The sequence below is a fragment of the Mesorhizobium sp. M0018 genome, from assembly GCF_040323955.1.
Classification (GTDB): domain Bacteria; phylum Pseudomonadota; class Alphaproteobacteria; order Rhizobiales; family Rhizobiaceae; genus Mesorhizobium.
This window is the reverse complement of the sequence record NZ_JAMYVL010000011.1, coordinates 53,057-69,256: the sequence shown is the minus strand read 5'-3', so window position 1 is coordinate 69,256 and position 16,200 is coordinate 53,057. Positions and strand designations below refer to the sequence as shown.

General features: G+C 61.6%; 19 protein-coding genes and 1 pseudogene. 15 read left to right on the top strand and 5 right to left on the bottom strand.

What is annotated here, in order from left to right; genetic code table 11:
- Positions 1–31: 31 nt before the first annotated feature.
- Both NKJ81_RS17205 and NKJ81_RS17200 read right to left on the bottom strand, forming a co-directional pair.
- Complete coding sequence (locus tag NKJ81_RS17205) at positions 32–337, bottom strand: hypothetical protein (RefSeq protein WP_352472199.1); 306 nt, start codon at positions 335–337, stop codon at positions 32–34.
- Positions 338–1,050: 713 nt separating this feature from the next.
- Positions 1,051–1,878, bottom strand: a complete 828-nt coding sequence (locus tag NKJ81_RS17200; RefSeq protein ID WP_352472084.1) for a class I SAM-dependent methyltransferase — start codon at positions 1,876–1,878, stop codon at positions 1,051–1,053.
- A gap of 374 nt (positions 1,879–2,252) precedes the next feature.
- Here NKJ81_RS17200 and NKJ81_RS17195 point away from each other — a divergent pair, with 374 nt between their 5' ends.
- The 13 genes and pseudogenes from NKJ81_RS17195 to NKJ81_RS17135 all read left to right on the top strand — a co-directional run bounded on the left by NKJ81_RS17195 (position 2,253) and on the right by NKJ81_RS17135 (position 12,531).
- On the top strand, positions 2,253–2,657 hold the full coding sequence (locus NKJ81_RS17195) for a hypothetical protein (protein WP_352541149.1): 405 nt from the start codon (positions 2,253–2,255) through the stop codon (positions 2,655–2,657).
- Positions 2,658–2,660: 3 nt separating this feature from the next.
- Positions 2,661–3,065 carry a hypothetical protein gene (locus NKJ81_RS17190; protein ID WP_352541148.1) on the top strand — a complete coding sequence of 135 codons (405 nt, stop codon included), beginning with the start codon at positions 2,661–2,663 and terminating at the stop codon, positions 3,063–3,065.
- Positions 3,031–3,660 (top strand): annotated as a pseudogene (locus NKJ81_RS17185) (terminase large subunit domain-containing protein); the annotation flags it as partial. The gene NKJ81_RS17190 and the pseudogene NKJ81_RS17185, both read left to right, overlap by 35 nt.
- 433 nt (positions 3,661–4,093) lie before the next feature.
- On the top strand, positions 4,094–4,639 hold the full coding sequence (locus tag NKJ81_RS17180) for a hypothetical protein (protein WP_352541147.1): 546 nt from the start codon (positions 4,094–4,096) through the stop codon (positions 4,637–4,639).
- A gap of 118 nt (positions 4,640–4,757) precedes the next feature.
- A complete protein-coding gene (locus NKJ81_RS17175; RefSeq protein WP_352541146.1) occupies positions 4,758–5,513 on the top strand; it encodes a phage terminase large subunit family protein in 756 nt (251 codons plus the stop codon).
- Between the two features lie 81 nt (positions 5,514–5,594).
- Positions 5,595–6,686 (top strand): methyltransferase, encoded by a 1,092-nt coding sequence (locus tag NKJ81_RS17170; protein ID WP_352541145.1) that lies wholly within the window; start codon positions 5,595–5,597, stop codon positions 6,684–6,686.
- A gap of 51 nt (positions 6,687–6,737) precedes the next feature.
- Positions 6,738–6,974 (top strand): hypothetical protein, encoded by a 237-nt coding sequence (locus tag NKJ81_RS17165; RefSeq protein ID WP_352472079.1) that lies wholly within the window; start codon positions 6,738–6,740, stop codon positions 6,972–6,974.
- 438 nt (positions 6,975–7,412) lie between these two features.
- A complete protein-coding gene (locus tag NKJ81_RS17160) occupies positions 7,413–8,006 on the top strand; it encodes a hypothetical protein (RefSeq protein WP_352541144.1) in 594 nt (197 codons plus the stop codon).
- A gap of 361 nt (positions 8,007–8,367) precedes the next feature.
- Positions 8,368–9,531 (top strand): acyltransferase family protein, encoded by a 1,164-nt coding sequence (locus tag NKJ81_RS17155; RefSeq protein WP_352541143.1) that lies wholly within the window; start codon positions 8,368–8,370, stop codon positions 9,529–9,531.
- 179 nt (positions 9,532–9,710) lie between these two features.
- Complete coding sequence (locus tag NKJ81_RS17150; protein WP_352541142.1) at positions 9,711–11,453, top strand: portal protein; 1,743 nt, start codon at positions 9,711–9,713, stop codon at positions 11,451–11,453.
- Positions 11,450–11,770, top strand: coding sequence for a Bbp19 family protein (locus NKJ81_RS17145; protein ID WP_352541141.1), 321 nt, complete (start codon positions 11,450–11,452; stop codon positions 11,768–11,770). Before NKJ81_RS17150 ends, NKJ81_RS17145 begins: the two co-directional genes overlap by 4 nt.
- A gap of 37 nt (positions 11,771–11,807) precedes the next feature.
- Entirely contained in the window at positions 11,808–12,089 is a 282-nt protein-coding gene (locus tag NKJ81_RS17140) for a hypothetical protein (RefSeq protein WP_352541140.1), read from the top strand.
- A complete protein-coding gene (locus tag NKJ81_RS17135; protein ID WP_352541139.1) occupies positions 12,049–12,531 on the top strand; it encodes a hypothetical protein in 483 nt (160 codons plus the stop codon). The genes NKJ81_RS17140 and NKJ81_RS17135 overlap by 41 nt, the downstream gene beginning before the upstream one ends.
- Before the next feature lie 732 nt (positions 12,532–13,263).
- On the opposite strand, the gene NKJ81_RS17130 is transcribed toward NKJ81_RS17135, so the two are convergent.
- From NKJ81_RS17130 to NKJ81_RS17120, 3 genes are all read right to left on the bottom strand, one after another.
- Positions 13,264–13,581 carry a YMGG-like glycine zipper-containing protein gene (locus NKJ81_RS17130; protein ID WP_352453776.1) on the bottom strand — a complete coding sequence of 106 codons (318 nt, stop codon included), beginning with the start codon at positions 13,579–13,581 and terminating at the stop codon, positions 13,264–13,266.
- Positions 13,582–13,776: 195 nt separating this feature from the next.
- Positions 13,777–14,178, bottom strand: coding sequence for a type II toxin-antitoxin system HicB family antitoxin (locus NKJ81_RS17125; RefSeq protein WP_352541138.1), 402 nt, complete (start codon positions 14,176–14,178; stop codon positions 13,777–13,779).
- Between the two features lie 4 nt (positions 14,179–14,182).
- Complete coding sequence (locus NKJ81_RS17120) at positions 14,183–14,371, bottom strand: type II toxin-antitoxin system HicA family toxin (RefSeq protein WP_352541137.1); 189 nt, start codon at positions 14,369–14,371, stop codon at positions 14,183–14,185.
- A 107-nt stretch (positions 14,372–14,478) separates the two neighbouring features.
- On the opposite strand from NKJ81_RS17120, the gene NKJ81_RS17115 reads away from it, so the two are divergent.
- Positions 14,479–15,051, top strand: coding sequence for a hypothetical protein (locus tag NKJ81_RS17115; RefSeq protein ID WP_352541136.1), 573 nt, complete (start codon positions 14,479–14,481; stop codon positions 15,049–15,051).
- A gap of 217 nt (positions 15,052–15,268) precedes the next feature.
- Entirely contained in the window at positions 15,269–16,177 is a 909-nt protein-coding gene (locus NKJ81_RS17110; protein ID WP_352541135.1) for a hypothetical protein, read from the top strand.
- Positions 16,178–16,200: the final 23 nt, after the last annotated feature.

The window sequence follows — 16,200 nt, the reverse complement described above, 5'->3', positions numbered from 1 at the left end:
CTTGCTGCGGCGGTCATCCTCGGTCGCCGCGTCACATCTGGTCGTTGTAAGGTTCCTTGATCTGACCGACCATGCGCGCCAGTTTCGAGAAGGACGGCATGTCCGTCTCCGGCTGACATTGATTGGCCAACTCCAGCAACCGGATCGGGAAGTTGACGGCATCGCGGCTCGACGCCGACATGCCTTCGGACCTTTCCTCGTTGGTCTCGCTGGCTTCGGCCTTGCGCAAGGCGATGTCTATCTCCTCGACGGAGACCACGCCCTTGCGGACCAGGACCTGATTGATCGATGCGATGGCCATCAGCAGGCCTTCGAGTTGCAGATTGGCGACGTTCATGGCTTTTGCTCCCATTGGCTGGGGTTCAAACGCGCGAATGCCTGTTCTGATCCGCGGCTGCGGCTGCTCGTCGGCCGGTGAGATGCCTCGGCAAATGGAGGAAGCGCCAATTGCCGACGCTGCGTTCGCGCCCACAAAGTGGCTGGCGGGCAACGCGAGGCGCCGAAGAGAAATTCGGTTTTTTGTCGCCGCGCCACATTTTGTTCTTGCTTTGTGCCGGCAGCTATGCTACTAATTTGGGTATGGTGCCAATTGGCTCCAACGACCCGCCCGCCGAGGCGGGTTTTTGTTTTCAGGCTTCTTTTCGATCGAACGTTGCTTGTGTTGCCGGCTGTGAAGTCGGCGGGACAGCGCTCGGGACAGTACCCCCCTCTGGCCTGCCGGCCATCTCCCCCTCAAGTGGGGAGATTGGCGGTTTCGGCGCTGCGCTCTTCCTGCAACGTTGGAGATTGGCGAAAGCCGGCGCGAAAGCCGATTTCCCCCCAAGTGGGGGAGATGTCCGGCAGGACAGAGGGGGCCGCGAAGGAATGCAGCCTAGCGGTCTTCTTGGAAGGTCAATCGGGAGGCGGACAAGGCGAGGCGCTGAACGGAATTCGCATTTTTCTGCCGCCGCGCCACATTTTGTTCTTGCTTTGTGCCGGCAGCTATGCTACTAATTTGGATATGGTGCCAATTGGCCCCAACGACCCGCCCGCCGAGGCGGTTTTTTTGTTTCAGGCCGGTTTGGAGACGATCACGGCGAGCGACGCGAGTTTTCCGTCACTCAGGCTTCGGATGTAGTTGCGGCGGCGCTGCAGGAATTCCGCGCCCATGACGACTTCATTTGCCTGCTGCTGCGCCGGCGAGGGCACGATGCCGGAATTGGCTCTCTTCAGCGCCAGCTCAACATGTTCGCCGGTTTCGTCGACGATTTCGTCGATGCGAAATCCGGCATCGACAAACAGGGTTTTCAATTTTTCCCGATCGGCGAGGTGGCTGGTCGCCGCAGAAACCGCCCAGGGCATGGGATAGTAGGGCTCGCCGCCGGCGAGCACGGCTTCGGTCCAGATCAGCCTGCCTCGCGGTTTCAGCACGCGCCAGGCCTCGTCGATGACCGCGGCTTTGTTCTCGATGTTCATGCCCACATAGAAGCAGATCGCCGCATCGAAGGTGCTGTCGCCAAAAGGCAGTTTCGTTGCGTCGGCCTGATGGAAGCGAACTTTGTCTGCCAGTCCGCTGAGTGCGGTCAATCGGCTCGACGCGGCGACAAAGGCTGGTGTCAGGTCGATGCCGTCGACCTCGCAGCCATAGGCCGAGGCCAGAAACCTTGCCGGCCCGCCAATGCCGCTGCCGATATCCAGGATTCGATCTGTCGGCGAAGGAGCAAGACGGGCCGCATGCTCCTGCGTGGCGGTCAGTTCGCGGCCATGGAACTGATCGAACGGATAGAGTTGCGCGGCCGCGAGTTTGCCGGCCGGGTCGGCGTCCGGGATCGCGGCCAATATGCGATCGACGATGCCGTCGCTGCCCTCGCTGCCGTAGTGACTGGTGACATTGCCCATGACGCGTTCCCCTCAAGCGCAACCACCATCCCATCAACGCAAGTCTCACGCAATGCCCCGCCTTTTTCGCCCCTCTTTCCATCCGTTCACCGACGGGGATGCGAGGTCGGCAGCGCATTTTTCTGCCACCGCGCCACATTTTGTTCTTGCTTTGTGCCGGCAGCTATGCTACTAATTTGGGTATGGTGCCAATTGGCTCCAACGACCCGCCCGTCGAGGCGGGTTTTTCATTTCGGGCTCCTGTTCGACCGAATGTTGCGTGTGCTGCCGAGGTATGTCGGCGCGAATGAACGCGACCGACTATCCCGGTCCGCAACCACCTATCGTCCATAGATTTCCCAACGCGCCCGTGCGCCCATTTCAGAGAACACCCCATGTCCAACCGTTACGCCACCATCATCACCGACGATGACGGCCGAGAGGTCGTCAGCGCTATTGGCGAGTTCGCCGGCGCCGCACCCTATGCCCGCCATGGCCGCTTCGAGCAGGTCGCCGCCGGCGTGCGGATCGGCATGGTGCGCGGCGGTACCGTCGATGCGGTCGGCGGCTTTGGCTTCCCGTCGGGAGCACTCGACGGCAACGCGGTGGCAATTCTCAGGGCAAGGCTGAATGCCTTGCCCGACGCCGGTGCGATGAAGCCCGGCACGACGACTGATGCGAAACCGGCAAGCCAGCTGCGGAAGCCGAAGTCGGCACGGGCCGGCAAGAAGGCCAAGCCGCGCAAGCGCATCGTGCGGCCAGGCAACAAGAAGCCGATGTCCGCCGGGACGGCGGAGTAGGGCATGGCCAAGGCTCCTTCCGCCGGCGATCCGCAGCCGCACGATCAAGCACCCGGCAAGCCCGGCCGAACCAGGCGGCCGAAGAAGACGCTGGCCGACGGCTTTCTCGAAGCGATCCGCGCCGATTTTCGCGCCCATGGCGCCGGCGTCATCGCCGAGGTGCGCGCCGAAAAGCCCGACCAGTACCTGAAGCTCGTGCTGTCGGTGCTGCCCAAGGATATTAGTGTCAACATCAACAATCTGGATGCATTGAGCGATGACGAAATCAGGCAGCGCATCCGCGGCCTCGAAGCCGTCCTCAGGCCGTTCCTCGAGAAGCCGGGCTTCGCAAAAGGCCTCGCAGAGCCGGGCGGCAAGGACGGAATATCTCAGCCTGCTGGCGGAGCTGGACCGCAGGCGCCGCACTAACCAGCTTGCCGCCTATCGGCCTTATCCCCGACAGGCCGAGTTCCACGCCGCCGGCGCGACCAATCGCGAGCGCCTGTTCATGGCCGGCAACCAGCTCGGCAAGACCAGGGCCGGCGGCGCCGAATGGGCGATGCACCTCACCGGCCGCTATCCAGATTGGTGGCAAGGCAAGATTTTCGATTGTCCGGTTCGAATATGGGCGGCCGGCGTCACCGGCGAAAGCACGCGCGACAACCCGCAGCGCATCCTGATCGGCCCGCCGCAGCAGCAGGCGGCCTGGGGCACCGGCATGATCCCGGCCGACGCCCTCGTCAGCACGATGGCGGGACGGGCGCCGGGCGCGCTCGACAGCGTCGTGGTGCGCTGGGGCGGCGGCGGCGATGTCCAGGCCGACGAATCGGTGCTGTCGTTCAAGAGCTACGAGAAGGGTCGCGAGAAATGGCAGGGCGAAACGCTGCACGGCGTCTGGTTCGACGAGGAACCGCCGCTCGACATCTATTCCGAAGGGCTGACCCGCACCAACGCCACCGGCGGCATCACCATCGTCACCTTCACGCCGCTGCTCGGCATGTCGGATGTGGTGCTGCTGTTTTTGTCTGCGGAGCAGGTGGGAGGGATGGGGAGGTGACATCGCAGGACTTGGGTTCCTCGCCCCACAAAGTGGGGAGAGGTGGCCGCGCAGCGGCCGGAGAGGGGACTTTGGCAAGCACCAGACGCTGGCTCCCTCGATTGTTGTCTGCACAGGTCGGCGCCATTCCCCCTCTCCGTCTCGGCTTCGCCGAGCCACCTCTCCCCACTCCGTGGGGCGAGGAACCCAAGCCTTTTGAGCGAGCGCGTAAAGTTTCTTTGCCGAACAACACCATGCGTCCGGCGCCTGCCAAAACGATTCAATGCGGACAAGGTGAAACACGTCACCTTCATGACCATCGACGATGCCGGACACTACACGCTGCGCCGAGATCATCGCGGTTGCCAAGTCACGATCCGGAACTAGACTGACTGCGTTGGGCACGACTATGAATAGGCGGATGGTGTTCGTCGGCGGCCTGTCTTCAATTGCAGTATCATCAGCGGGCAGAGCCGAGATGTCAGCGACCTTTCCTCCCGTTCCGAAATGGCGGCCATCGTTTTCGCAGCCCATCGATCGCATCGAAGAGCGCTTTGGCTACTACTTCAACCAGGAGCGTGACTTTGCCATCCTTGAAAACGGCACCTGTGTGCTGACGGAGGCTGGTCTTTCCGATGGCGCTGCATCCTTGGCAGCCATCCAGACGCTTGCCGAGATCTACAACTACCACCCGGACATGAAACCGTCTGATATGGACGATGGCAATTTGTTGGTCAGTTACAATCATCCTGCCTTCAACGTCGTGCTGACCGACATTGCCAAGGCGCATTGGCCAGAGATCGAGGCTCGCCACCAGGACGGACTGACGACCGACGAGGTGTTGTTCACGCCGCTCGGGCAGAACGTATTCGATGATTTTGGCAAAAAGGCGCTGCTAGGCCGGTGCTACATGTTCATGGATGCACAGGCGCCGAAAGTCGTGCGCATCAAACGTCGGGCGATCTGATCCCGACTTTTCGACCGGCTCCGTGGCAGGTGTTCCGAGCGATGCAAACGGAGCCGCGAGGCGGGGCGTTGAAGCGCGCACCCGCCACCACGATTCAATGCCGCGAGGGTGAAAAACAATGACCCGCCACGTCACCTTCATGACCATCGACGATGCGGGGCATTATACGCCGCAGCAGCGCGCCGAGATCATTGCCGCCTATCCGGCGCATGAGCGTGAGGCGCGGGCCAAGGGCATTCCGGTGCTCGGCTCCGGCCGCATCTTTCCGGTGGCCGAGGAGCTGATCGCCTGCGAGCCGTTCCCGCTGCCGCGCTATTGGCCGCGGCTCGGGGCCCTCGATTTCGGCTGGGACCATCCCTCGGCGGCGGTCGAGCTCGCCTGGGATACGGAGGCCGATGTCGTCTATGTCACAAAGGCCTGCCGGGCTTCGCAGCAGACGCCCGCCATGCAGGCGCTGACCTTGAAACCATGGGGCGAATGGCTGCCTTGGGCATGGCCGCGCGACGGCCGCCGCGAGACGCTGGAAGGTGCCGGCACCGCACTGGCGAAGCAATATTCCGCACACGGGCTGAACATGCTCGCCAGCCATGCGCAGTTCGCCGACGGTTCGGTCTCGGTCGAAGCCGGGCTGATGGAGATGCTCGACCGCATGCATTCAGGCCGCTTCAAGGTGTTTGCGACGCTTTTGCCGTGGTTCGAGGAGTTCCGGCTCTATCACCGCAGGGACGGCCAGGTGGTGAAGCTGCGCGACGATTTGATGGCGGCGACCCGCTACGGCGTGATGATGCTGAGGGAGGCGCAGGTCGACCCGGCGGTGTTCAAGGCCGCGCGGCGCAAGGCCGGGCAGGCCGATCCGCTGGGGGCGTTTCGGTGAGGAAAATCGGGAGGGAGGCAATGCGCTCCGGCTCCGATTGGAAAACTGTAGTGAACGTCCGTGGACGTGGTGTAGCATCGAATGATCCCGCTCAAGGGACGCATCGGCGTGGCCTCACGGGGGCGTTCGCCGATAGGGGAGGCTCAGATGCAAGACGGAATTTCTCCAGACCACATACTGCAAATTGGCTTTGGGTTCTGGCCAGCCAAGACATTGTTGAGCGCCGTGGAACTGGGACTCTTCTCGCTGCTTGCGGACGGCCCCAAAACGGGCCTCGAACTGCAAGGCGCGATGGGGCTGCATCCGCGCGCAACGTATGATTTTCTCGACACCCTCGTCGCGCTCGGATTGCTGCAGAGGGACGGCGCCGGTGAAACCGGCAAATACGGCAATACGCCATCGACCGCGCTGTTCCTGGTCAAGCGGAGCCCCCAATACATCGGTGGAATCCTTGAGATGGCGAACGCACGACTGTATCGGTTCTGGGGCGATCTCACACCGGCATTGCAAACCGGAAAGCCTCAAAACGAGATCAAGGAGACAGGCAAGTCGATGTTCGGCGAGCTCTATGCGGACCCGGCGCGCCTGGAGCAGTTCATGGACGCGATGAGCGGCATCTCCATGGGCAATTTCACGGCGTTTGCCGAGAAATTCGACTTTTCCAAATATAAGACGCTGGCCGATATAGGCGGCGCAACCGGGCAGCTTTCGGCCATCGTCGCGGCGCGGCATCCGCATATGCAATGCCGGACGTGCGATCTCGCCGATGTGCAGCCGATCGCCGAACGGCGCTTGAGGGAGCGCAATCTCGGCGGCCGGGTCATCGCCGAGACGATCGACTTTTTCGCGGACGAATTCCCCAAGGCGGACATCATCACGATGGGAATGATCCTTCACGACTGGAATCTCGAGAACAAGAAAATGCTGATCGCCAAGGCCTACCGTGCATTGCCGACCGGTGGCGCGCTGGTCGCCATCGAGAACATCATCGACGACGAACGCAGGCAAAACGGCTTCGGTCTCATGATGTCGCTGAACATGCTGATCGAATTTGGCGAGGCGTTTGACTTCACCGGCGCCCAGTTCACCGAGTGGTGCAAAGAGGCAGGGTTTAGTCGCTGCGAGATTATTCCGTTGGCGGGACCTGCAAGCGCAGCAGTGGCTTACAAGTAGAGGCTTGGCACCCGCGCGCAGTTCGCCGGCGGTTCGGTGGCGGTCGGGCCGATGCTTGGCCGCATGCAATCAAGCCGCTTCAAGATGGTTTCGACGCTTTTGCCCTGGTTCGAGGAGTTCCGTCTCTATCATCGCAGGGACGGCCAAGTGGTGAAGCTGCGCCACGATCTGATGGCCGCGACCCGCTACGGCGTGATGATGCTGAGGGAGGCGCAGGTCGACCCGGCGATGTTCAAGGCCGCGCGGCGGAAGGCCGGGCAGGCCGATCCGCTGGGGGCGTTTCGGTGAGGAAGCGCCGAAAAGCTTAGCCGGGCTCCTTAGCCCATTCGCCGCCGCTGCCATGATAGGTCTCTGCGGAGAGCAAGAAAACCTGTGCGCAGGTCGTGCAGCGAAAGCGGTAACGAAGCAGATCGTCCCATGGTCCATCCGGGTTGAGATCCGAAAGCGGGATGACACTCGACATAGGACCACCCGGTACTTGCTGCAGAATACCGTCGCGTATGGCCTCTTTGGCCATCGTGATCGCCGCCGCGAGACAACCGGTGCTAAAGATCGTACGGGTCTCCTCGATCGGCGCGCAGTTACTACAAGTCATGCGCTTGTTCCCATAGGTACATCCACAAGTCACAGGCCAAGGAAATCCAGACGGCAAAGAGAGTCAATCTAGCTTGGCGCCTCGTTTCTCTAGGGCTCTCCGCTTCGCAGCGTGCCGGAAAGTGACCCAACATGACCCTCCGCATCATTCCCGCCACCCTGCGCGACCTCTCCTACATCGCCGCCAACCTCCGGCCCGAGGACCGGGCCGAGATCGATTGCCAGTTCGATGCCTGGTCGCCTGCGCTGCTGGCGCTGACGGCGCTGCAAGGGTTTGCCTATGTCGCCGAGCTCGACGGCAATCCGGAGGCCGGCTTTGGCGCTGCCGAGCAGCGCGGCGGCTTATGGATCGCCTGGAGCTGGGGCACGCGCCACATGAGGCGCTGCGTGCCTGGGATTACGGAGTTCTTTCATGCCGTGCTCGGGCCTGAAGTTGCCGCGCGCGGCGCCTGGCGTGTCGAGGCCCGCGCCTTGGCCGCCAATGATTTGGCGCTGCGCTGGCTAGGCCGGCTCGGCGCGACGCAACGCTGCCGCCTGCCGGGCTATGGCAGGAACGGCGAGGATTTTCTGCTCTACGACTGGACAAGAGCCTCTCACTTTGGAGAAAACTATGTGCCTTTTTCAAAAGCCGCCGGCGCTGAAGCCGTTGCCGCCGACACCGACCATTGCCGACAAGGACGTGCAGGCGCGCGAAGCCGCCTTGCGGGCCCAGCTTGCGGCCAATGACGGCACCGCAGGAACGGTGAAGACCGATCTGTCGCCCAGTGAGCTGACCGGCCAGCGCCGCGTGCTGCTGGGGGTGTGACATGGGCGCCATGAGAAGAGTGTTCCGCAACCGGGTGCTGGCTTGGTGGTACTGGCGCCGGCATGCAAGGTTGAAGATGAGATAGACGGGAGCTTGCCTGCCGGGATCGCGTAAGCCGCGATCCTTCGCGCCCCGGGTGTTCAAGTGCATGCCTCTACAATTGCCCTCAGGTGTTTCGCGTTTTCCGTAACAGCCCAGCGCAAATCGTGTTCCTTCCGCACGGTTGACATTCCTCCCTCAGCCGCCATGCTGCATTGCAACATGGCTATCGAGGAGTTCGGCATGACAGAAGCCCGGTCATCGCGCATCGAGTGCCTGGACGGGCTTCGGGCGCTTGCCGCGATCTGGGTGCTCATCGGGCACTGCTTGTTGTTGACCGGCTGGCAGATTCCTATTCTCGGCGAACCGGACCTCGGCGTCGATCTGTTCATCATGCTGTCCGGCTTCCTGATGGTGTTCCACTACCAGCTGCGCCAGGACAGGGAGCCTTGGCAAAGGCCGGAAACCTGGCTGAAATTCTGGACCCGCCGCTATTTCAGGATAGCGCCGCTGTTCTACGTCATGCTGTTCGTTGCCCTGGCGCTTGGCCCCTATCTCTACGGGTCGAGAATGGTCATCGACGAGTTCCTGCTGCGGTCGCCGCAGGCGCCCGAGCGTTATCTCGACAGCGGCCTCAAGAATATCGGCGCCCATCTGCTGTTCCTGTTCGGCCTGGTGCCGAATTTCGCCTATCGCACGCCGCTGCCCGACTGGAGCCTCGGGCTGGAGATGCAGTTCTACGCACTGTTTCCGGCCATCATGCTGCTGGTGCGCAGGCTTGACTGGCTATGGGCGGCCATGCTGGTCGCGGCGATCGGCAGCGCGATCGTGTTCTTGATGGGACAATTGTCGGTCCACTTTCCGATGCCGTCGTTCCTGCCGTTGAAGATGCAGATTTTCCTGTGCGGGATGCTGCTGGCGGGCGTCGTCCATCAAAGGCAGAAGCGGCCTTTCGTGCATCTGGCACTGGCCATGCTGCTGGCGGCGCTGCCCTTCGGCGGCGGCTATGGGCTGAGCAAGCTGTTGATGCGGGAAGCGCTCGTCCTGGGGTTCTTTGCCCTGGTTCTCTACCGGATGCTGCCGGGAACGATGGGCATCGTGGCCAGAAAGATCGCCATGACGCTCGCCAACAGGTTCTTTCATTTGATGGGTGAGCTTTCCTTCAGCATCTATTTGATCCATCTGCTGGTTCTCCAGCCGGTGGCGGCTCTGGTCATCACCCAGTTCGGCCACGAGCTGTCGGCGCCGTTGCGCTTCGCGGTCGTTGTTGTCGTCGTCTTGCTGGTGGTGTGCCTGCTGTCCTGGATCACCTACACGCTGATCGAAGTGCCCGGCCAGAAGATGGGCCGTTTCGTGGTGCAGCGCTTTGGGCGCAAAGCCGCGCTGGAGACGACGCCGGCGGAATAAGGCGCTGCCGATCTCCCCCCTTGAGGGGGAGATGTCGCCGAAGGCGACAGAGGGGGTCGCCGATCCACGCGAGACGACCCCCTCTGTCCTATCGGACATCTCCCCCTCAAGTGGGAGATTGGTAGTTTCGACGTCCCGCCATCTTTCTTTTCCCATTCACCCATCAAGCGAGGCTGACCATGAGCGATTCCCGTGCTCGCGATATCCTGTCGCGACAGGCTGAACTGGAGAGCGAGCGCAGCCAGTACGAGCATGTCTGGGAGGCGGTGTCCGAATTCTGCGATCCCGACGCGCCCGACATGTGGAGTGGCCGCCGTCAGGCCGGCGTCGATTCGCAGGCCGAGCGGCAGGAGCGGCGCGGTGCGCGTGTCTACGCCAATACCATCAACTCGGCCGCCAACCGGCTGGCCGCCGGGCTGGAAAGCCTGATCATCCCGCAGTCGGAGAAATGGCATGGGCTGTCGACCGCGGCCATCAACGACCAAGAAACCGACGAGGAGAAGGAATGGGCGGAAGCGCTGCGCGACTTCCTGTTCTCGCTGCGATACTCCGCCAATTCCAATTTCGTGCCGGCAACGCAGGCCTGCCTGCGCAATGTCGTGCGCTATGGCCCGGCCTATCTCTATGCCGAGGAAGGTTTTGGCGGCACGCTGATCCGCTATGCCTCGATCCCAGTGGTCGAAGGCTATCTCTCACGCAACCGCTGGGGCCAGGTCGATATTTTCCACCGCCGCTACGAGCGCACGGCAAGACAGGCGGCGCAACTGCTCGGCTATGACAGACTGCCGGCGCGGATCAAGATTCTGGTCGACGACCCCGCCAAATGCGAGACCAAGATCTCGCTAATCCAGTGCATCCAGCCGCGCGACGAGCGCAAGATGTACAGTCTGAGCGGCTCCTACCAGTATCTCGATACCGCGTTCGCTTCCTATCATGTGATCGAGGACGAGGAGGCGATCGTCAGGGAAAGCGGTTTTCGCTCGTTCCCGGTGTCATGCTTCAACTGGCGCCGCTACGAGGGCGATCCCTACGGCATCTCGCCGACCATCGAGGCGCTGACGACGGTGCGCGAGGAGAACGCCGTGCGGCGCTCCGGCCTGCGCGCCTTGCAGCAGATCACCGATCCGGCGACCGCCTCCAAGGCAAGGCTCGACTATGTGCCGGTGCTCAATCCCGGCGAGAACTATCCCGGGCTGATCGACGATGCCGGCCGGCCGCTGATCGCGCCGATCGCCACCGGACAGAACCCGACCTATGCCTTCAATTATGCCGACAGCCGGGCCGAGGAGATCCGCGACATGATGTTCGTCAACCTGTTTCAAACGCTGGTGCAGAACCCGCAGATGACGGCGACCGAGGCCTTGATCCGGCAAGAGGAGAAGGGCGCGCTGCTCGGGCCGTCCGGCTCGATCATTCAGGCCGGCTTTGCCTCTAATCTCGACCGCGAGCTGGGCATTCTCGAGGACAAGGGACTTTTCGAGGAAGATAGCCGCTTCCTGCCGCCGGCGAGCCTTGCCGGCAAGGCGTTGCGGCCGACCTTCACCGGCCCGCTCGACGTGCTGCGCCGTTCGGCCGAGGCGCGCGACACCATCCAGGTTGTCACCACCGCCATGCAGATGGCGCAGTTCGATCCCGGCGTGATGGACAATATCGACGGCGACGCGGCGCTGAAGATCGTGCAGGGCGCCGGCCGCAGCCCGCAGCGCATTTTTCGCCGCCAGGACGAGGTGGCGGGCATCCGCGATGCCCGCGCCAAGGCACAGCAAGAACAGGCCGGCATGGCGGCGATGGCTGCCGCGGGCAAGGTCGCCAGGGATGCCGTGCCGGCGGCAGTGCAGGCGCGCGACAGCGGCCTGCTCGATGGGCTCGGCGGGCTGATGCCGCAGGCTGTGCAAGATGCTTCGGGTGGGCAGGGCGCATGAGCGGCAAACGCTTCGCCCATTCCAGCCAGGCCGGCGGCCCGGCCAAGGCGCGGGATGCCCTGGCCAAGGCCTATCTCAGGGTGTTCTCGGGCCAGGACGGCGAAATGGTGCTGGCCGACCTGGCGGCCGCAACCGGCTATTACCGCCGCCCGTCCTATGGCGAGTGGCTGGCCAAGACCAAGACGCCGAACGGCTTCGAGCTGCACAGCGCGCTGAGCAACGCGCGGGCCGAAGTGGTGCAGCATATTATGGGGTTTTTGATGCTGGACGAGGCGCAGTTGGCTGCGCTGGAGAAGGCGGCGAGGCTGGAGGCGTAGGGGCTTTAGGAAAGCGTATGCTCAGGCGAACCCCGACGTGAACATCGAGGATGTAGTAATTCGTCATCCGGCTGAGCAGCAATTACTTAAGAGGCTTCTAAATTTCCTATCGAAGAAAAAGATCAATTCGATAGAAAATCTCCGCGGGATCCCTAAGGATTTAAACGATATTCTGCATCTTGTTATCATTAGGGGCGAAAATGACAAATTCTATGAAAAGTACCCGTATCCAACGGAGCAGCAGATTCTGGATCATCCTACAATGATGGATAAGAAATATGGCCATCATTTCGTGCCGCCTGTCGGAAAATATAGGTGAAAAAATGGATTATTATTATGTAGAGCCATTTGTTGCTGGTGATTTTGGCAAAAATACGGTTCTCGATAACCGCGTTCACCCGCCGATTGTGCGCAAACTTCACTACGAGATTGACGTTTGGATAGGTGATGTCCTGATAAGGAGTTTTCCCTGTTATCTTGTCACCAAAGAAGCCGAGCTGGAGCTGCTGAAGATGCGAGTTTCAGGGGCGACGTTTGCCGACGTCGAGGTTACTGCTTCGGAGTTGTTTCATCGGCTGCAGCCAGAAACAGAACTTCCAACCTTCGTCTGGATAAAGATCCATGGGCAGCCAGGACATGATGACTTCGGCATGGCTTCGAACCACACGCTTGTTGTTTCAGAGCGGGCGCTAGACGTGTTTGAGCGCCTCGGCAATGAGTCGGCCGGGATTCATTCATTCGACGAGCCGGAAAAGGATTGAATGATCCTAGTGACTTCGCACGTCAGAGATTTAGCTGATGGACTGCAAAACCTGAACGCGAATAGCCATCGGTTCTGCGGGCATCAATTCTGCAAGGTGCAGTCCAAATACCACGTGTTCAGATATGTTGGAGTTTGTAGCGTGACCCGCGCCTTGGTCGGAGGACCTTCAATATTTGCTGTCCTCATAACGAAGGTGTCGAGCATAAATGTCGTGCTGTCAAATGCAGCGATCTGATATACGTTTCGTCGGAAGATATCGTATTTCGTTGACGATGGTTTGAACGTGCCCGATTTGCTGGTTACAATGAAGTGATCGGCAAATTCTTGGATATCAAATTTCCTGGCCTTGTTAGCTGCGACGAATCCCGAGTCATCTGATGACGGTATGTCGGACCATGTGTGGAAGTCGCTTACTGAACATATGAAGACGTCGCCATCTTTTGAGTTCACTGGCTCCATTGCAAACAAGCAAAGCGACAAAAGGATTATGAGGCGCAGGATCGCCGGCCTCAATGTTGCAATAGTCCGCATTGCCCGCCCCCGTGGGTAGCCCTGGACGATAGCGCTGACCGCTAATCAGCGGAAGGACCAAATCATCGGGGGAAACGGATGCGCGAGGCTGACGCTGCGCCCTCTCCCCGTTCTACGGGGAGAGGATACCGGCGGGCTGGTGAGGAGCGGAGCCGGCATTTCAGAGTTTTCTCCCCATGGAACGGGGAGAAGGGACCAATCAATAATCGCCGTTATAATACCGGTCGTCGCAGGGGGCGGTGTAGATGCGGCCGCTGGTGCGATCCTGATAGCGGCAAAGCTGTTCGCTGCGCGGCTGCGGCGTGGTGGCGTTGCCGACGACGGCGCCCAGCAGGGCGCCGGCTCCGGCACCGATGACCGTGCTCTTGGTGTTGCCGCCGATCGCCTGGCCGGCAAGCGCGCCGGCGCCGGCGCCGAGCAGCGCGCCAGTGCTGGTTCTCTGCTGTGCTTCGGTCTGCGCACAGCCTGCCAATGCGGCGGTCACGAGCATGGCGGCAATGGCTCTGGACATGGTCATCGTCTGGTACTCCCTTGAAACCTATGAACTAATACACGGGCCGATTTTGCCAAGTACGGTCGCATTTGCGGCGGAACATAGGCACCGTGCCTCACGAAATAAGACATGGTTGTTTTTGTCTGACGGCCTGATCCGCAAAGAAAGTAACCGAACAAGACCCAAAGAGCTTCATCTCCAGTCGCGCCTTCCAGGGCGCTACGCCGCCTCGATCTGCATTACCTTTTTCGCCGCAGCGGCCAGAAATCCGGATCGGCTGTAGCCGTGGCGCTCCGCATATCGGTCAATCTGATCGAGGACATCTTCCGGAATGGTGACGTTGACACGCACGACCTTCGCAGCTTCAGCTTTCAAGGGAACCAGGATGGCGACACCGCTCAGATTGTCCTTGTCCGACATCACTTCCTCCAGGGATGACGGCTCGGGAATGGCCTCGCCATCCTCGACCAGCCCCTCGACATGAAAGGCCAGTGCTTCCCCGGCCATGGCACGGGCATCATCCAGGTTGACGCCGGCTGTCACCAGGCCCGGAAAATCGGGAAAGGAGACGCCGAAGTCGCTGTCCGCTTGCTTGTGGATCAATCCGATATAGTTCCGCATTTCTCTACCTCAGCTTCACGCCGGATTGTTTTTCAATACTCTTGAGAGTGCCGATCGGGATGTCGCGCTTGGGATGCGGAACTGTCAGCTGGCCCGGCTTGGATTTGTGCTTGAACTGGGCGTGACTTCCTTTTCGAGCCACTTCGTACCAGCCATCCGCCAACAGCCTGTGGATGACATCGGCGCCCTTCATGTTGTGTATAAATACACATAAATCCAAATGTCCATGAGCTTTTGCCGCTGTTGTGTGCGGCGGCCCAGCCGACCCCGTTTTCAATCCCGCAAGAATGGAGAAATCAAATGACCCGAGGTCTTGCCCGGACGCTTTCGCGTGCCGCCGCCAGAGAAGCCGGCCTTGCCCCACCCAGGGCAGGGCTGATAGCCAGGACGACCGGACAGGGCGGCGCCTACCGCACCGTCTTTTCGTTCAATGCCATGCCGGTGCCGGTCACCGATGCGCAGGGCTTTGCCAGCCAGAAGCTCTTCGACTTTCTCGATGGCAAGATCCGCATCAGGGGCGGCACGGCAAGACTGCAGTTCGCCGTGCTGACTACCCGCGCGTCGACCATCAACGACAATGCCGCGCTGACCTGGTCGCTCGGCTCGACGGCAGCATCGAGCGCGGTGCTTGCCGGCACCATGGTCAATGTGCTGGGCGCCACCGGCCGCACGCTGGATGGCGCCGGTGCCGCGCCGTCGAGCGCGTCGATTGCCGATGTTGCCGCAGCCTTGACGCTCGACGGCACCGCGACGCCGGTCGACCTCTATCTCAACCTGGCGTTTGCGACCGGCACCGATATCGACGCCGACGGCACGATTGCCGTTACGGGCACCATGACGCTGCTCTGGGAGAACTGGGGCGATAATGCGTAGGCGCTAATCTCCCCCCTTGAGGGGGAGATGTCGCCGAAGGCGACAGAGGGGGTCGGTTCGACCGGGCGCGACGCCCGGCGACAGATGAGGTCGGCGCTCCACGCGCCGCTACCCCCTCTGGCCTGCCGGCCATCTCCCCCTCGAGGGGGGAGATACCAAGCTTCGCCGCCAGTGCTCTCATCACCGGCCTTAATTCTGTAACAAAAGGAATCTTCTCATGACAGATCTGGCAGACGCCGGGTCCGTGGTGGCGGCGCCACCGGCGGGCAACCTTGCACGGCCACCGGCCAACGGGGACAACGGGTCCGCCCCGCCTGCGGCCAAAAGCTGGTTTGACGGTCTTTCCGAAGGCAACCGCAAGCTTGCTGAAACCAAGGGCTGGACCAAGCCTGAAAGCCTCGATCGGGTCTTCGCCTCCTATGCGGAGCTGGAGCGGCAGCAGGGCGAGAGCCTGCGCGTTCCGGCAGCCGATGCAGCCGCGGAAGACTGGGACAGGTTCCATGCCCGGCTGCCCGAGGCGATGCGTCCGCTGACCTCACCCGAGAAGGTCGAGTACCGGCGCCCCGACGGGCTCCCCGAAAACTTCGCCTATTCGGACGAGCTCGCCAATGCGTCCAAGGCCTGGGCGGTCGAGGCAGGTGCTACCCCGAAGGTCGCACAGGCCTATCACGACCGCTTCGTCGGCTACATGGCCGAGCAGGCCAAGGCACAGCAGATCGCCCTTGCCCGCTCGGTCGAGACGACGCATGACGACCTCGTCAGGGATTGGGGACCGACCGGCAGCGATGGCTTTCGCCAGAAGCTTGAGGTCGCCAACCGGGCGATGAAAAAGCTCGGACTGGTCAATGCCTACAAGGCGAAGGGTATCCTTCTGCCGGACGGCGCCTTGACCGACCCGCAGATCGCCAAGGCGTTCCACGCCATCGGCGAGGCGATGTTCCGCGAAGACACGATCGACGGCAATGCTGCCTTGAGCGGAGGCAATCCCTTCAAGCGCAATGCCGCCGGCGAGCGCAACCTGACTGGCATCTCGGCGCTCGTCAAAAGCGACCCCGCCCGCGCCCGGCGGCTGGCACGCCAGGCCGGCGAAAATCCCGACCTGTGGATGCCCAACAATCCTCTTTAACCCAAACCTGAAGGAAGACAAAA

Excerpts from the sequence above, each read along its gene's own strand:
- NKJ81_RS17205 (WP_352472199.1), bottom strand. The coding sequence starts at position 337 with ATGAACGTCGCCAATCTGCAACTCGAAGGCCTGCTGATGGCCATCGCA.
- NKJ81_RS17200 (WP_352472084.1), bottom strand. The coding sequence starts at position 1,878 with ATGGGCAATGTCACCAGTCACTACGGCAGCGAGGGCAGCGACGGCATC.
- NKJ81_RS17195 (WP_352541149.1), top strand. The coding sequence starts at position 2,253 with ATGTCCAACCGTTACGCCACCATCATCACCGACGATGACGGCCGAGAG.
- NKJ81_RS17190 (WP_352541148.1), top strand. The coding sequence starts at position 2,661 with ATGGCCAAGGCTCCTTCCGCCGGCGATCCGCAGCCGCACGATCAAGCA.
- NKJ81_RS17180 (WP_352541147.1), top strand. The coding sequence starts at position 4,094 with ATGGTGTTCGTCGGCGGCCTGTCTTCAATTGCAGTATCATCAGCGGGC.
- NKJ81_RS17175 (WP_352541146.1), top strand. The coding sequence starts at position 4,758 with ATGACCCGCCACGTCACCTTCATGACCATCGACGATGCGGGGCATTAT.
- NKJ81_RS17170 (WP_352541145.1), top strand. The coding sequence starts at position 5,595 with ATGATCCCGCTCAAGGGACGCATCGGCGTGGCCTCACGGGGGCGTTCG.
- NKJ81_RS17165 (WP_352472079.1), top strand. The coding sequence starts at position 6,738 with ATGCTTGGCCGCATGCAATCAAGCCGCTTCAAGATGGTTTCGACGCTT.
- NKJ81_RS17160 (WP_352541144.1), top strand. The coding sequence starts at position 7,413 with ATGACCCTCCGCATCATTCCCGCCACCCTGCGCGACCTCTCCTACATC.
- NKJ81_RS17155 (WP_352541143.1), top strand. The coding sequence starts at position 8,368 with ATGACAGAAGCCCGGTCATCGCGCATCGAGTGCCTGGACGGGCTTCGG.
- NKJ81_RS17150 (WP_352541142.1), top strand. The coding sequence starts at position 9,711 with ATGAGCGATTCCCGTGCTCGCGATATCCTGTCGCGACAGGCTGAACTG.
- NKJ81_RS17145 (WP_352541141.1), top strand. The coding sequence starts at position 11,450 with ATGAGCGGCAAACGCTTCGCCCATTCCAGCCAGGCCGGCGGCCCGGCC.
- NKJ81_RS17135 (WP_352541139.1), top strand. The coding sequence starts at position 12,049 with ATGGCCATCATTTCGTGCCGCCTGTCGGAAAATATAGGTGAAAAAATG.
- NKJ81_RS17130 (WP_352453776.1), bottom strand. The coding sequence starts at position 13,581 with ATGACCATGTCCAGAGCCATTGCCGCCATGCTCGTGACCGCCGCATTG.
- NKJ81_RS17125 (WP_352541138.1), bottom strand. The coding sequence starts at position 14,178 with ATGCGGAACTATATCGGATTGATCCACAAGCAAGCGGACAGCGACTTC.
- NKJ81_RS17120 (WP_352541137.1), bottom strand. The coding sequence starts at position 14,371 with ATGAAGGGCGCCGATGTCATCCACAGGCTGTTGGCGGATGGCTGGTAC.
- NKJ81_RS17115 (WP_352541136.1), top strand. The coding sequence starts at position 14,479 with ATGACCCGAGGTCTTGCCCGGACGCTTTCGCGTGCCGCCGCCAGAGAA.
- NKJ81_RS17110 (WP_352541135.1), top strand. The coding sequence starts at position 15,269 with ATGACAGATCTGGCAGACGCCGGGTCCGTGGTGGCGGCGCCACCGGCG.